The 15,698-nt window shown below is 30.7% G+C and carries 19 protein-coding genes; all 19 read left to right on the top strand.

Features of this window, described 5'->3' with window-relative positions:
• Positions 1-9 precede the first annotated feature (9 nt).
• The 19 genes from rplO (at position 10) to tkt (ending at position 15,685) form a co-directional block, all read left to right on the top strand.
• Positions 10-471, top strand: coding sequence for a 50S ribosomal protein L15 (gene rplO / locus IPM32_10165; protein MBK8945616.1), 462 nt, complete (start codon positions 10-12; stop codon positions 469-471).
• A complete protein-coding gene (gene secY / locus IPM32_10170) occupies positions 471-1,808 on the top strand; it encodes a preprotein translocase subunit SecY (GenBank protein ID MBK8945617.1) in 1,338 nt (445 codons plus the stop codon). The genes rplO and secY overlap by 1 nt, the downstream gene beginning before the upstream one ends.
• A gap of 9 nt (positions 1,809-1,817) precedes the next feature.
• The gene (gene map, locus IPM32_10175; protein ID MBK8945618.1) at positions 1,818-2,579 is read left to right on the top strand and encodes a type I methionyl aminopeptidase; all 762 of its coding nucleotides are present in this window, start codon (positions 1,818-1,820) and stop codon (positions 2,577-2,579) included.
• Entirely contained in the window at positions 2,579-2,797 is a 219-nt protein-coding gene (infA, locus tag IPM32_10180) for a translation initiation factor IF-1 (protein ID MBK8945619.1), read from the top strand. The genes map and infA overlap by 1 nt, the downstream gene beginning before the upstream one ends.
• A gap of 10 nt (positions 2,798-2,807) precedes the next feature.
• Positions 2,808-2,921, top strand: a complete 114-nt coding sequence (gene rpmJ / locus IPM32_10185; GenBank protein MBK8945620.1) for a 50S ribosomal protein L36 — start codon at positions 2,808-2,810, stop codon at positions 2,919-2,921.
• A 23-nt stretch (positions 2,922-2,944) separates the two neighbouring features.
• Positions 2,945-3,325: a 30S ribosomal protein S13 gene (gene rpsM, locus IPM32_10190; GenBank protein MBK8945621.1), complete on the top strand. Its 381-nt coding sequence runs from the start codon at positions 2,945-2,947 to the stop codon at positions 3,323-3,325.
• 29 nt (positions 3,326-3,354) lie between these two features.
• Positions 3,355-3,741, top strand: a complete 387-nt coding sequence (gene rpsK, locus IPM32_10195) for a 30S ribosomal protein S11 (protein MBK8945622.1) — start codon at positions 3,355-3,357, stop codon at positions 3,739-3,741.
• 19 nt (positions 3,742-3,760) lie between these two features.
• Entirely contained in the window at positions 3,761-4,372 is a 612-nt protein-coding gene (gene rpsD / locus IPM32_10200; GenBank protein ID MBK8945623.1) for a 30S ribosomal protein S4, read from the top strand.
• 38 nt (positions 4,373-4,410) lie between these two features.
• On the top strand, positions 4,411-5,406 hold the full coding sequence (locus tag IPM32_10205) for a DNA-directed RNA polymerase subunit alpha (protein MBK8945624.1): 996 nt from the start codon (positions 4,411-4,413) through the stop codon (positions 5,404-5,406).
• Positions 5,407-5,427: 21 nt separating this feature from the next.
• Positions 5,428-6,186 carry a 50S ribosomal protein L17 gene (gene rplQ, locus IPM32_10210; protein MBK8945625.1) on the top strand — a complete coding sequence of 253 codons (759 nt, stop codon included), beginning with the start codon at positions 5,428-5,430 and terminating at the stop codon, positions 6,184-6,186.
• Between the two features lie 53 nt (positions 6,187-6,239).
• Complete coding sequence (locus IPM32_10215; protein ID MBK8945626.1) at positions 6,240-6,821, top strand: YihA family ribosome biogenesis GTP-binding protein; 582 nt, start codon at positions 6,240-6,242, stop codon at positions 6,819-6,821.
• Between the two features lie 80 nt (positions 6,822-6,901).
• A complete protein-coding gene (locus IPM32_10220) occupies positions 6,902-8,782 on the top strand; it encodes a GAF domain-containing protein (GenBank protein MBK8945627.1) in 1,881 nt (626 codons plus the stop codon).
• A gap of 11 nt (positions 8,783-8,793) precedes the next feature.
• Positions 8,794-9,954 (top strand): phosphopentomutase, encoded by a 1,161-nt coding sequence (locus IPM32_10225; protein ID MBK8945628.1) that lies wholly within the window; start codon positions 8,794-8,796, stop codon positions 9,952-9,954.
• 96 nt (positions 9,955-10,050) lie between these two features.
• Positions 10,051-10,326: a EutN/CcmL family microcompartment protein gene (locus IPM32_10230; protein MBK8945629.1), complete on the top strand. Its 276-nt coding sequence runs from the start codon at positions 10,051-10,053 to the stop codon at positions 10,324-10,326.
• A gap of 3 nt (positions 10,327-10,329) precedes the next feature.
• Positions 10,330-10,602 (top strand): EutN/CcmL family microcompartment protein, encoded by a 273-nt coding sequence (locus IPM32_10235; protein ID MBK8945630.1) that lies wholly within the window; start codon positions 10,330-10,332, stop codon positions 10,600-10,602.
• A gap of 9 nt (positions 10,603-10,611) precedes the next feature.
• Positions 10,612-11,466, top strand: a complete 855-nt coding sequence (locus IPM32_10240) for an RNA polymerase sigma factor RpoD/SigA (GenBank protein ID MBK8945631.1) — start codon at positions 10,612-10,614, stop codon at positions 11,464-11,466.
• A 7-nt stretch (positions 11,467-11,473) separates the two neighbouring features.
• Positions 11,474-12,109, top strand: coding sequence for a C40 family peptidase (locus tag IPM32_10245; protein MBK8945632.1), 636 nt, complete (start codon positions 11,474-11,476; stop codon positions 12,107-12,109).
• 16 nt (positions 12,110-12,125) lie between these two features.
• Positions 12,126-13,517 carry a class II fumarate hydratase gene (gene fumC / locus IPM32_10250; GenBank protein MBK8945633.1) on the top strand — a complete coding sequence of 464 codons (1,392 nt, stop codon included), beginning with the start codon at positions 12,126-12,128 and terminating at the stop codon, positions 13,515-13,517.
• A 158-nt stretch (positions 13,518-13,675) separates the two neighbouring features.
• Positions 13,676-15,685 (top strand): transketolase, encoded by a 2,010-nt coding sequence (gene tkt, locus IPM32_10255; GenBank protein MBK8945634.1) that lies wholly within the window; start codon positions 13,676-13,678, stop codon positions 15,683-15,685.
• Positions 15,686-15,698: the final 13 nt, after the last annotated feature.

A 15,698-nucleotide genomic window follows, 5' to 3' on the forward strand; every position in this document is an offset into this window, starting at 1 on the left:
GGATTTATAATGGATATTTTAAGTAATCTTAAATATGCTGAAGGTTCAGTTAAAAAAAGAAAAAGAATTGGTCGCGGTGAAGGAAGCGGACACGGCGGAACAGCTACTAAAGGTATGAATGGACAAAAATCTCGTTCGGGTCATAAATTTAGAGCATGGTTTGAAGGCGGTCAAATGCCTTTACAAAGACGTGTTCCTAAAAGAGGATTTAAGAATATATTTAAAATTTATTATCAACCAATAAATGTTGATGTTTTACAAAAATTATTTGATGCTAAAAAAATTAATGACTCGGTAAATGCAGAAATCCTACATCAATATGGATTAATTAAAAATTTAAATGAACCATTTAAAATTTTAGGAAATGGTCAAATTACAGCAAAATTAAATGTTGAAGCTAAATATTTTAGCAAATCGGCAAAAGAAAAAATTGAAGCTGCTGGTGGAAAACTAAACGAGATTAAAGATTAATGGGCAGAATTCAGGATACTTTTAGAAACATATTTAAAATTCATGAGCTTAGAGATAGAATTCTCTATACTTTAGGATTGTTAATTATTGTTAGAGTTGGCGCACACATTACGCTGCCGGGTATTGATTCTTATTTATTAGCTGAAGCAATGGCAAACAAAACTTCAGATAATCTATTGGGTTTGTATGATATGTTTGCTGGTGGTGCTTTCTCCAATGCAGCAATTTTTGCGTTGGGTATTATGCCCTATATTTCAGCATCAATTATAATTCAATTAGGCGGGGCAGTAATTCCTTACTTCCAAAAATTACAAAAGGAAGGAGAAGAAGGTAGAAAAAAAATTACTCAGCTCACAAGATACGGAACTGTATTAATTTCCTTATTCCAATCATTAGGAATTGTTACCGGCGTTATAATGAATTTATCATTCAATGGAGTTTCGGTTGTTCCAGAGGAAGTTAGAGGTTTTGGATTTGTAGTTTCTTCAGTTATTATCTTAGTAGCCGGTACTATTTTTATGATGTGGATGGGTGAACAAATTACTGAAAAAGGAATTGGAAATGGTATCTCATTGATTATTTTCATAAATATTATAAATAGACTACCTTTTGCCATTTTAGATGAAATTAGATTGATTAGCTCGGGAACTAGAAATATAATTGTCGAAATAGCAATAATAGTTTTTATGGTTTTTATAATTGCTGGAATTGTTTTAGTTACACAAGGAACAAGAAGAATTCCGGTTCAGTACGCAAAAAGAGTTGTTGGAAGAAAAGTTTATGGTGGTGTTACTCAGTATATTCCTCTTAGAGTAAATACTGCTGGTGTTATGCCAATTATTTTTGCTCAGGCAATAATGTTCATTCCTAGTACAATTTTATCATTCTTTCCGGATAATGAATTTATTCAAAGTATTGTTGAGTATTTTAATTATACATCTTTTACATATTCATTCTTTTATGCAATTATAATTGTGTTCTTTACATATTTTTATACTGCAATTGCATTTAATCCCCAAGAAGTTGCAGAAACTATGAAAAAACAAGGTGGATTTGTACCGGGAATTAGACCTGGAAAACAAACTTCGGAATTTATTGATAATATTTTAACAAAGATTACTTTACCTGGATCAATATTTTTAGCAATTATTGCAATTTTACCAGCATTTATTTCTAAATTGGGTGTTTCGGGAAATTTTGCATCATTCTTTGGTGGTACAAGTTTATTAATTATGGTTGGTGTGGCATTAGATACATTACAGCAAATTGAATCACATCTCTTAATGCGGCATTATGATGGTTTTATGAAGTCGGGAAAAATTAAAGGTAGAAGGTAATTACTTTTTGTGATTTTAATTAAAAGTAAAAAAGAAATAGATTTAATAAGAGAAAGTTCAAGATTAGTTGCTGAAACATTACAATTAGTAAAAAGTTATTCTAAAGTTGGTATAACAACTTTAGAATTAGATAAAATTGCGGAAGATTATATTTTAAGTAATGATGCGATTCCGGCATTTAAAGGATATTCACAAGCTGGATCAATAGATTTTCCCGGAACAATTTGTTCTTCACTTAATGAAGAAGTAGTTCACGGAATACCAAGTAATAGAGTTTTAAGTGAAGGTGATATACTTTCAATTGATGTTGGTGTTCAGAAAAATGGATATTTTGGAGATGCAGCTTTATCAGTTGCAATAGGCAAAGTTTCAGATGAAAATAAATCTTTGCTTGAAATTACTGAAAAATCTCTATACGTTGGAATTGAACAAGCAAGAGAAAATAATAGAGTTGGTGATATTTCTTCGGCAATTCAAGAGTATGTAGTGAAAAATGGATTTTCAGTTGTTAGAGATCTTTGTGGACATGGTGTTGGAAAATATTTGCATGAAGATCCGCAAATTCCAAATTTTGGAAAAGCTAATAGTGGTGCAAAAATAAAAAGCGGAATGACTTTTGCAATTGAGCCAATGATAAATGTTGGTAACTTTGATGTAAGAGTTAAATCAGATGGTTGGACAGTTGTAACAAAAGATGGTAAAGCATCTGCTCACTTTGAGCATACTATTGCAATTATAAATGGATTTCCAGAAATATTATCAGTGTGTTAATGGCAAAACAAGATTCAATAAAAGTAGATGGAATAATTACAGAAACATTGCCAAATGCTCATTTCAAAGTGAAATTAGAAAATGGTCATGAAATATTAGCACATATTTCCGGTAAAATGAGAATGCATTTTATAAAAATATTAGTTGGTGATAAAGTTGCAATTGAATTATCACCATATGATTTGAACAAGGGCAGAATAACATATAGGTATAAATAACGGAGCTATAATGAAAGTTCGAGCATCTGTAAAGAAAATGTGCGATAATTGTAAAATTATTAAAAGAAACGGATCAGTAAGAGTAATCTGCAAGAATCCAAAACATAAACAACGTCAAGGTTAAACCAAATTTAGGAGATAAATAGTTTGGCTCGAATCGCAGGAATTGATTTACCAAAACAGAAAAAAACTTTTATAGGGTTGACTTATATTTACGGGATTGGTCGTCATACTTCTATGCAAATTTTAGAAAAAGCGAAAGTAGACCCACATAAGAGAATTGCTGAATTAACTGAAGAAGAAGTTGCCAAAATTAGAGCAATTATGACAGCTGATTTAAAAGTTGAAGGTGCTTTAAGAAGTGAAGTTCAGCAGAATATTAAAAGACTTATGGATATTGGGACCTATCGTGGAATTAGGCACAGAAAAGGTTTACCGGTAAGAGGACAAAGAACAAAAACCAATTCTAGAACTAGAAAAGGTAAGAAAAGAACCGTTGCGGGTAAAAAGAAACCAGGTCTCAAGTAATATAAATTAAATTTTTAAGGAGTTTTATCTTGGCTAAAGTTACAAGAAAATCTAAAAAGAAAATTCACGTTGATGCTGTAGGAGTTGCGCATATAAAAGCATCATTTAACAATGTTATTGTAACAATTACTGATGTTTATGGAAATACCATTTCTTGGTCATCGGCTGGTAAAAATGGATTTAAAGGATCGAGAAAAAATACTCCTTTTGCAGCTCAAGTAACTTCTGAAGTTGCAGCAAAAGAAGCTCATGATCTAGGTTTAAAAAGAGTAGATGTTTTTATAAAAGGTCCAGGTTCCGGTAGAGATGCAGCAATTAGAGCATTAAATACTGCTGGTTTGCATATAATGTCAATTAAAGATATAACACCTATTCCGCACAATGGATGTAGACCACCAAAACGTAGAAGAGTATAATTAAAAGGAAATAATATAGATGGCAAGATATACCGGCCCTAAAGCAAAATTGGTTAGAAAGTTTGGAGAAAATATTTTTGGTAACCCCAAATTTGATAAAATTTTAGGCAATAAACCATATGGTCCAGGTCAACATGGTGCTGGAAGAAAAAGAGTTTCAGATTATGGTTTACAGTTAAAAGAAAAACAAAAATTAAAAATTATGTACGGGCTTTTTGAAAGACAGTTTAGAAACTTGTTCAAAAAAGCAGAAAGAATGCGTGGCATTACTGGTGAAAATCTTCTACAATTATTGGAAAGAAGACTTGATAATACTGTATTTCGTTTGGGATTTGCTACTTCAAGAGCTCAAGCCCGCCAATTGGTTCTTCACAGACACTTTAATGTAAATGGAAAACTTGTAAATATTCCATCATACATATTAAAAGTTGGCGATGTAATAAGTGTAAAAGAACAGAGTAAAAAAATGGATGTTTTTCATAATGCGTTAAGAATAAGAAAAACAAATCCATATGAGTGGATTGAAATTGAAAAAGCTAATCTCTCTGGAAAATTACTCAAACTTCCAGAAAGAAGCGAAATTCCAGTAAATGTAAACGAGCAATTAATAGTTGAGTTATACTCAAAATAATTGTAATTAAATAAGAAATTCAAATTAGAGGATATTAAATGAGTTATCCCTTTATTAAAATGCCAGATGGTGTTATTTTAGATGAAGCTTCATCAAATCAGAAATATGGCAAATTCACTATCCAACCTTTAGAAAGAGGTTTTGGTGTAACTTTAGGCACGGCTTTCAGAAGAGTTTTACTATCTTCTTTAACTGGTGCTGCAATTACAGCAATAAAAGTTGATGGTGTTTTGCATGAGTTTACAACTATTCCGGGCGTTGTTGAAGATGTAGCAGAAATTATTCTAAACTTAAAGCGAGTTAGAATAACAGTAATTAATAAGCAAACTAATAAACTTGACATATCTTTATCCGGACCGTGTGAATTTAAAGCTGGCGATTTATTGAAAAGCTGTCCAGATATTGAAATTCTAAATCCAGAAGAACATATTGCAACCTTGAGTGACGGTGCAAAATTAACAATGGAAATTCGTTTTGGATTTGGAAAAGGTTATGTGCCAGCAGCAAAACAAACTATTCCGGATCAAACAATCGGAATAATTCCAATCGATTCAATATTTTCACCTATTGAAAATGTTAAATATGAAATTGAGAACGTAAGAATTGGCGAAAGCAATGAATATGAAAAGTTAGTTTTAGAAGTTATGACAGACGGTTCAATTACACCAGAAGAAGCAATGTCTGGCGCTGGCGTTATTCTAAGAGATCATATTAATATGTTTATCAATTTTGATGTTGAACAAGAAGAAGATAAAGTTGATAATGAAAAAGATTTGGAATTTGAAAGAATTAGAAAAATTCTTATAACAAATGTTGATGATTTGGAATTAAGTGTTAGATCACATAATTGCTTAAAAGCTGCCAATATTAAAACTATGGGTGATTTGGTTCGAAAAGATGAAAGTGAAATGTTAAAATTCAGAAACTTTGGAAGAAAGTCTCTTGCTGAGTTGATGGAAATTGTTGATCAATATAATTTAGAATTTGGAATGGATGTTGACAAATACATTAATGATAAATCTGATAATAATTAATTTCTGTAAAAGGTTGAAATAATGAGACATAGAGTTAAAGGTAGAAAATTAGGAAGAACGGCTTCCCATAGAACTGCAACACTGCGTGCTTTGGCAATTGCTTTAATAAAGCACAAAAAAATTACAACAACCGTTGCAAAAGCCAAGCAGTTGAGATTGTTTTTTGAACCAATGGTTACCAAAGCAAAAGAAGATACTGTTCATGCAAGAAGACTTGTTGCTCGCGATATTAATGATAAAGATATCATAAAAGAATTATTTACCGAAGTTGCAAAAAAAATTGGGGATAGACCAGGCGGATATACTCGAATTGTGAAATTAGGAAACAGACTTGGCGATGCCGCTGAAATGGCAATAATTGAATTAGTTGATTACAATGATATTAATTCAAACAAAACAAAAACTCCCAAAAAGAAAACAGAAGCAAAAGAAAAAACAAAAGTTGAAACTAAACCAATTCCTCAAAATGTAGAAGAAGCAACCGCAGAAGTTGTTGAAGAAAAAGTTACAGAAAAAACAATTGGTGCTGATGATTTAACAAAAATAGAAGGAATTGGACCTAAAATTTCTGAATTACTTGTGGATGCCGGAATTACTACATTTGCTCAACTTGCTGAAACTGAAGTTGTAAAATTGAGAGAAATTCTTTATGAAGCTGGAAGTAAATTCAAGTCTCATGATCCAGAAACATGGCCAGCACAATCTCAGTTAGCTGCTGATGGAAAATGGGATGAATTAAAGAAATTACAAGATGAATTAATTGGCGGAAAAGCCAAATAAACAATTCCAAATTTAATTTTTAATTGAGCAGCTAAAAGCTGCTCTTTTTATTTATGCTTGATATAAAATTCACAAAATCAGTTTTCGAAATTAAAAATTTACCAAGTGAACCTATTGCTGAAGTAGTTCTCTGCGGTCGTTCAAATGTTGGTAAATCTACGTTTATTAATTCTTTATCAAAGCAAAAAAATGTTGCAAAAACAAGCTCCACTCCCGGAAAAACAAGATCAGTAAATTATTATTTAACGGAAAACAAATTTTATTTTGTTGATTTACCCGGATATGGTTATGCAAAAATTTCTATTGCAGAAAAAGTAAAATGGCAGAAATTAATAAATGAATATTTGACTAAAAGTAAAAATATTTCATTAGCATTTCATTTAATTGATAGCAGACATAAACCAACGGATTTGGATATTTTGTTAAATAACTTATTGATTGAAAGCGAAATTCCATATGTAATTCTGTTATCAAAAGTTGATAAATTAAATCAATCAGAAAAAGCCAAATCCATAAAAATGATAAAAGAAGTTTTCCCGGAATTAAATTTGGAAGACAATCTCTTTTTATATTCATCATTAAAAAATATAGGTAAGAAAGAAGTTGAAATAAGATTATCTAAATTATTCCTTTAATGCTATTTATAAAAACTTTTATTATTATTATTGAATAAAAAAATTAAATTATTTAAGCCTCTCAACTAAATTTTATAACAATGTTTAGTTCAAGAAATAAGAAAAGAATATTAATTTTTTCAATAATTCCGCTTTTAGCAATTATTCCAATAATTTCTGAAGATATTATTATAAAATCTATTTCTGCTGGGATTTTAGTTATTTATGTTGCATTTATAATTTTTCTTCGTGATTCGGTTAGAATGAGAGATATTCTTTCTGAAGATGATAACTATCCCATTAACGAAGATGAAAATGACGAAAAATTTTCAAACCCTTCTTACGATGCAGATCTTGGCGAAGATGTAAAAATCATTACAAAAAAATCTTCAAATTCAATTATCACAGAACATAATTATAAACCCGTTCTTAATTCCGGATTAAAACATTTGGTCAGCTCGGATGAGTTAAAAGAGCAATTTGGTAAAATTATTACAGAAGAACTTCCAGCAGATATAAATAGCGATGAACAATTTTTATTTGTACTTGAAAAAATACTAAATGTAATAAAAGATGCATATTTAGCAAATACGGTAATCTTCTTTTGGTTTAATGAAACAAGGCAAGAATTAACACTTCAGAAATATTTTAGTAATTCACCGGAAGCAATTACTAAGAAGAATTTTCCTTTGGAAGATGATATAATAAGTAAAATAGTTCACAATGAAGAACCTGTTCATCTTACTGAAATTTCTCCGAATGCAGAAATGGATGTAATTAGATATTATGATAATCCTCAAGGAATAAAAAGTCTTGTTGGTGTGCCGCTATTTTTTGCAAAAACTTTAACCGGTGTTTTAGTTGTTGATTCAAAAGCTCCCGATGCATTTGGGATTGAAACCGTTTATTCGCTTGGCAGATTTGTTAGAATAATTGCAATTATAATTTCATTGTTTGATGAAAAGTTTTCCGGCTCAACCGCAGAAAATAGATTGGAAACTCTTTTAAGTATTCTTAAAACTGAAAAGAAATTTGACAATGATAAAGACATAATTGAAACGATAGATACAACCATAAAAAATTTACTTCATTATGATGCTTTCAGTTTTGTTTATTTTGAACCGACCAAACAAAAATTTTTAGTAACAAAAGTTGATAATAAAACTTCATTAAAATATATTGGCGAAAATTTAGAAATTGAACTTGAAGGAACATTAGTCGGGAAAGCTGTATTAAGTGGAATGCCAGTAAATATTGAGGATACGGCTGCTAATCAATTTATAAGATTTGTAAAAAATGAAGATGTTGGTTTAGGCGGATCTTTTTTAGCGTTGCCTTTAGTTTATGATAATCAAAATTTTGGTGTTTTATGTTTTGAAAGTTTAAAGAAAAAAATCTACTCAAATTCAGATATCAAATTTATGCGCAACGCAGTAAAGATATTTTCATTTTTTGTTTATACTTATTCTACTCATACAATTTTGAAAAATCTATTGAGTGTTGATGTTGAAACTAGAGCAATGACTTATAATTCATTTCTACAGCATGTTGAAGCTGATTTAATTAAAGCGAGAGAATTTGATGCGCCAAGTTCATTAGCATTAATTCAAATTGATGAATTTTTAGAAGAGCGCTCACTATTTGAAACCGATCCATTCCCAAAAGTTTTAGCTTCAATAAATGAAGCAATAAGATCTGAAATTAGTCCCTTAAATTTAGTTGGAAGATTAGGCGAAAAATTATTCGGCGTATTTTTCTTTAATGCATCAACAAAAGATGTATTTCTTTGGGCAGAAAAATTACGAATCAAAATTGCGCGAAAGCCAATATCTGTAGTATCAAAACAAACAACATTTACAGTTTCAATTGGAGTTGCTGCGGCTCATAAAAAAACTGAAGTGGAAGAAGTTTTAAAAAATGCTGAACTTGCATTAAACAAAGCAATTCAAAAAGGCGGCAATACCGTAAAAAGTATAAACTGATCGGAACAGAATTGAATAATTTTTTATTGGTAATTTTAGATGGAGTTGGAATTGGAGAATTACCAGATGCTGAAAAGTTTGGTGATAAGGGAAGCAATACACTTGGAAACATTTCTAAATTTGTCGGCGGATTAAAACTTCCGAATCTGCAAAAATTTGGTTTGGCAAATATTGAATTTATTCTAAATTATAATTCCATTGAAAATCCTCAAGCTTCATATGGTAAAATGAATGAAGTTTCAACCGGTAAAGATTCTACAACCGGGCATTGGGAAATTGGTGGATTGCATTTAGATTTTGATTTTCCAACTTATCCAAATGGATTTCCGCAATCAATAATTGAAAAATTTCTTTTAGAAAATAATTTAAAAGGTTATTTAGGAAACAAACCCGCGTCTGGTACTGAAATTATTGATGAATTTGGTAAAGAACATTTACAAACCGGATTCCCGATTGTTTACACTTCTGCAGATTCAGTATTTCAAATTGCAGCACATGAAGAAATAATTCCTTTAGAAAAATTATATGAAATTTGTAAAATTACTCGTAACAAAATTTGTATAAATGAACATTCAGTGGGCAGAATAATTGCAAGACCTTTTATGGGTGAAGTTGGAAACTTTACAAGAACAACCAATAGAAAAGATTTTTCCTTAAATCCGCCTTCCGATACAATTATGGATCTGTTAGTTAAAAATAATATTAACACTGTTGCTATCGGAAAAGTTAACGATCTTTTCAATTATTGCGGAATAAAAAAACAAGTAAAATCAAAATCAAATTCTGAGGGAATGCAGAAAATAATTGAAAATTTGAAATCTGAAATGAATAGTTTAATATTTGTAAACTTAGTTGATTTTGATGTTTATTATGGACATAGAAATGATCCAGAAGGATTTCATAAGGCTTTGATAGAATTTGATAAATTCTTACCGGAAATAATTAATCAGCTTGATTCATCTGATCGATTAATAATTACTGCTGATCATGGAAATGATCCTACAACTATAAGTACAGATCATAGTCGCGAATATGTTCCATTATTATATTATGCAAAGGATAAAAAATCTAAAAATTTAGGTATAAGAAATTCATTTTCTGATGTTGCCAAAACAATTGCAGATTTTTATAAAATTGAAAATAATTTTCTCGGAGAAAGTTTTTTAAATTAAATAATATATTTTTTGGAATCATTTATCAACCTTGAAAAATTAAAATAAAGAAGTTAATATTAGAATCAAATATTCATAAAATTATAGGAAAAGATTGTGGTATTAGGTAAAGTTATTGGTACGGTTTGGTCAACTCGAAAAGATGAAAAATTAGTTGGGTCAAAGTTTCTAATTGTTAAAGAACTCGACTTAGAAAATAAACCAAAAAATAATTTTGTTGTTGCGGTTGATTCTGTTGGAGCGGGAGTTGGTGAAACGGTTTTATATGCTTCAGGAAGCTCTGCAAGAGCAACTGCTCAAACAAAAGATAAACCGGTAGATGCAGTTATAATGGCAATTGTTGATAAACTTGATGTCTCTGTAAAAGAATAAAGTATGTTATTAGGAAAAGTAATTGGTACAATTTGGGCAACAAAAAAATATGAAACTTTGAAGAGTTATAAAATGCAGCTAGTTCAACCAATAAATTCATCGATGGAAAAACTTGGCGATCCGTTAATTGCTGTTGATACTATTGGCGCTGGTCCTGGAGAAATTATTTTTTATGCAACTTCAAGTGAAGCAATTATTCCATTACATGATAAAACAACTCCGGTAGATGCATCAATTGTTGGAATTGTTGATTCAATAAATTCAGAATTTAAATAGGAGAATCTTTTGAAGATCTCTAAACAATTTACAAATCGTGATAGTCATTCACTCGATAAATATTTGCAAGAAATTGGCAAAGTAGAATTACTTAACGCAGAACAAGAAATTGATTATTCAATCCGTATTAAACATGGAGATCAAGTTGCATTAGAAAAATTAGTAAAAGCTAATTTGAGATTTGTTGTTAGCGTTGCTAAACAATATCAAAATCAAGGATTGTCTCTTGGCGATTTGATTAATGAAGGTAATTTGGGATTAATAAAAGCCGCAAAAAGATTTGATGAAACAAGAGGATTTAAATTTATCTCTTATGCGGTATGGTGGATTCGTCAATCAATTCTTCAAGCTTTAGCAGAACAATCAAGAATTGTGAGACTTCCGTTAAATAGAGTTGGTGCATTAAATAAAATTGGAAAAGCTTATAATAGTCTTGAGCAAGAGTATGAGCGTGAACCAACAGCAGCAGAAATTGCAAATGAATTGGAAATGGATTTAGAAGAAGTTTCGGAAACTTTGAAAATGTCAAATCGACATATTTCAATGGATGCACCGTTCACTCAAGGTGAAGAAAATAGTTTACTTGATGTTTTAGAAAGTGATGAAAATCCTTTGCCCGATAATTCGCTAATGTCAGATTCGTTAAAAAGTGAAATTGAAAGAGCGCTTTCTACATTAACTGAACGAGAATCTGAAGTTATACGTTTATATTTTGGATTTGATGGTGAACATTCTTTAACTCTTGAAGAAATTGGCGAACAATTTAATCTTACAAGAGAACGTGTAAGACAAATTAAAGAAAAAGCTATTAGAAGATTAAGGCATACATCAAGAAGCAAAAATTTGAGAGCCTATCTTGGATAATTAAATAATGCAAAAAATTTTAGAAAAATTAAAACAATTTCTAATTATAATAATTGCAGTATTAATTACTTCTTGTTCTTCCTCAAACTATATTCAAAAAAACTCACCCAAAGTTATTAAAATAAATAAACCTTCGGATCTGCCTAGAGTAAACCAAGAAATTGAAGAAGAGGAAATTCCAAATATTTCTGTAACGACAGAAAAAACAGAAGTAAAATCTTTAATTGAAAATTTATACACAATTGTTTCATCAAATAATAAAAAAGAAAAATTTTTGGATGAAATTGTAAAATTCCTAAACACACCTTACAGACGCGGTGGAGAATCGCAATCTGGTTTTGATTGTTCTGGATTTACTAAGACTGTTTATTTTAATACCATGAATATTGAACTTCCTCGGACAGCAAGAGATCAATACAAAATCAATGATATATTTAACGACAAATCATTATTAAAATTTGGCGATTTAGTTTATTTTGATACTTCAAAAAAATATTTTCCAGGTCATGTAGGAATTTATTTAAATGATGACTTATTTGCGCATGCGAGTACATCAAACGGTGTAATTATCTCATCACTTAATGAAGATTATTATTCAAAAAGATTTATTGGTGCAAATAGAGTAACAAGAAAAAATAATTAAATAAAAAGAGGGTATAATGAATTTTAGAATTGAAACAGATACTATGGGTGAAGTTCAAGTTCCAGTTGATAAATATTATGGAGCGCAAACTGCAAGATCACTAATGAATTTTAAAATTGGTGGAGATAGATTCCCAAGAGAAATGATACGTGCTCTTGGAATTCTTAAAAAAGCAGCAGCACTCGTAAATAATGAATTAGGAATGTTAAGCGAAGAAAAAGCAAATCTAATTTCTCAAGCTGCTCAAGAAGTAATTGATGGAAAACTTGATGATCATTTTCCGTTAGTTGTTTGGCAAACCGGAAGCGGAACACAAACTAATATGAATGCAAATGAAGTTATTTCAAACCGGGCAATTGAATTATCTGGCGGAATTATTGGAAGCAAAAAACCAATTCATCCAAATGATGATGTTAACAAAGCTCAATCTTCAAATGATACTTTCCCTACCGCAATGCACATTGCCGCAGTTGAAGAAATTAATAGAAGATTAATTCCTATGGTTACAAAACTTCGTGATGCATTAAAATTAAAATCTGAAGAATTTTCTGAAATAATCAAAATCGGCAGAACACACTTAATGGACGCAGTTCCGCTTACATTGGGACAAGAATTTTCCGGTTATGTACAACAGTTAAATTACGGTTTAGATAGAATTAATGGATGTTTACCTAGATTATCTGAATTAGCTCTTGGTGGAACTGCGGTTGGAACAGGGTTAAATACTCATATAAAATTTGCAGAATTATCAGCTCAAAAAATTTCAGAAATTTCCGGGAATAAATTTACATCGGCTCCAAATAAGTTTGAAGCACTTGCTGCTCATGATGCAATTGTTGAAGCTAGCGGAGTGTTAAAAACTTTAGCTGCATCATTAATGAAAATTGCGAATGATATTCGTTGGTTAGGTTCCGGTCCAAGATGTGGAATTGGTGAATTACTTTTACCCGAAAATGAACCAGGAAGCTCTATTATGCCCGGAAAAGTAAACCCAACGCAATCCGAAGCGATGACAATGGTTTGCGCACAAGTTATGGGAAATGATACAACAATAAATATCGGCGGCTCAAGCGGAAATTTTGAACTCAACGTTTTTAAACCAGTAATTATTTATAATTTACTTCAATCAATTCGTCTTCTTGCCGATGCATGCGAAAGTTTTACAGATCATTGTGTTGTTGGAATTGAGGCAAGTAAAATTAACATTCAAAAGCATTTAACAAACTCTTTAATGCTTGTTACTGCATTAAATCCTCATGTTGGTTATGATAACGCAGCAAAAATTGCGAAAAAAGCACATGCCGAAAATACAACTTTAGAGGAAGCCGCAATAGCTTTAGGACTTTTAACAGCTGAACAATTTAAACAATTTGTCCGACCAGAAAATATGATTGGTCCAAAAAGCTAAACAATTTTTAGGATAGTAAAAAACTTTACTATCCTAAAATTTATTTAAAAACTTTTCGAATTTTTAAAAAAAATCCAAATTTTATTAATGAAAATTCAGTAATTTTGAACGGTTCAAAAGTTTAATAAATTTAATCAATAATTTTTAAGAGAATTGAAATGGCTGAAAAATCAAATCAAATTCAAGAGAAATGCATTAATACCATAAGATTATTAGCTGCCGATGCAGTACAAAAAGCAAATTCAGGTCACCCAGGAATGCCGATGGGATTTGCTCCAGTTGCATATTTGCTTTATTCGAAAATTATGAAACACAATCCCGCAAATCCGAAGTGGATGAATAGAGATCGTTTTATTTTATCTGGCGGACATGGCAGTACTTTGTTATACAGTATTCTACATTTAAGCGGATACAAAATTTCAATTGATGATGTCAAAAATTTTAGACAATGGGAAAGTATTACTCCAGGTCATCCGGAATTTGGCTTAACTCCCGGTGTAGAAACTACAACTGGTCCTTTAGGACAAGGCTTAACTAATGCCGTTGGAATGGCAGTTGCACAAAAACATTTAGCAAGCAGATTTAATAAAAAAGGACATAAGCTTATAGATCATTTTATTTATGTTGAAGTTGGTGACGGCGATTTGATGGAAGGAATTTCTCATGAAGCTGCATCTTTTTCCGGACATAATAAATTAGGAAAGTTGATTGTTTTTTATGATGATAATGGAATTTCAATTGACGGACCAACTAGTTTATCATATTCTGATGATGTAGCAAAACGATTTGAAAGTTATAATTGGCATGTTCAAAAAGTTAATGATATTAAAAATTTAAAGGATATTGAACAAGCTGTAAAAATAGCACAAAAAGAAACAGAAAAACCTTCAATAATTATAGTTAAAAGTATAATTGGATACGGAAGCCCAAATAAACATAATACTTCTGAAGTTCATGGATCTCCGCTTGGTGAAAATGAATTAATACTTACTAAGAAAAATTTGGGATTTGATGAAACGAAAAAGTTTTTTGTTCCGGATGATGTAAAAAAACAATTCTCAACATTAAAAGAAAAAGGAAAATCTGAAGAAGAAAAATGGAATCAATTATTCAAAAATTATAAAGAGAAATTTCCTAAAGAAGCCAAATTGTTATCTGAAATGATTAAAGGAAATTTGGGAAATTCTTGGAAGAAAAAATTACCAAAATTTGAAAATTATGGTGAATCGATGGCAACTCGTTCAGCTTCCGGAAAAGTATTAAATTCGATTGTTTCAGAAATTCCTTCACTTTTGGGAGGTTCTGCAGATTTAACACCATCAAATAATACAGATCTTAAAGGATATGCAGATTTTAGTACAAAATCTCCAGATGGAAGATATATAAGATATGGAGTTCGTGAGCATGCAATGGCTGGAATTATGAATGGTATTGCAACTTACGGCGGATTGATTCCATATGGCGGAACATTTTTGGTTTTTGCAGATTATTTAAGACCATCAATTAGAATAGCTGCAATTTCTAAAATTAAACCAATTTACGTTTTTACACATGATAGCATTGGAGTTGGTGAAGACGGACCAACTCATCAACCGATTGAACAAATTGCTTCTTTAAGATCAATTCCGGGTTTAATTTTAATTCGTCCTTGTGATGCTAATGAAACTTCTCAAGCTTGGAAATTTGCAATTGAACATAATGGAAGTCCGGTAGCACTTGCATTAACTCGTCAAAATTTAAAAATTGTTGATAGAATAAAATTCGGCTCAGATGAAGGTCTTCAAAAAGGTGCTTACGTTTTAAAAGATTCTGAAGGAACACCAAATTTAATTTTAATTGCAAGTGGCTCAGAAGTTGATTTAGCACTAAAATCTGCCGAAGTATTAGAAAAAGAAAATATTAAAGTTAGAGTTGTTAGTTTTCCGAGTTGGGAAATTTTTGAAAAACAATCTGAAGATTATAAAGAATCAGTTTTCCCTAAATCTGTTCGTGCAAGAATTTCAATTGAAGCTGGAATTAGTCAAGGTTGGGAAAAATATGTAGGCTTAGATGGAAAAACTATCGCAATTGATAATAAATATGGAGCTTCTGCACCGCAAAATATTATTTTTGAAAAATATGGTTTTACTGTTGAAAATGTTGTGAATCAAGCAAAAAGTATTATATAAAAAATAATTTTGA

Source organism: Ignavibacteriota bacterium (assembly GCA_016716225.1).
In the GTDB taxonomy this organism is placed as follows: Bacteria; Bacteroidota; Ignavibacteria; order Ignavibacteriales; family Melioribacteraceae.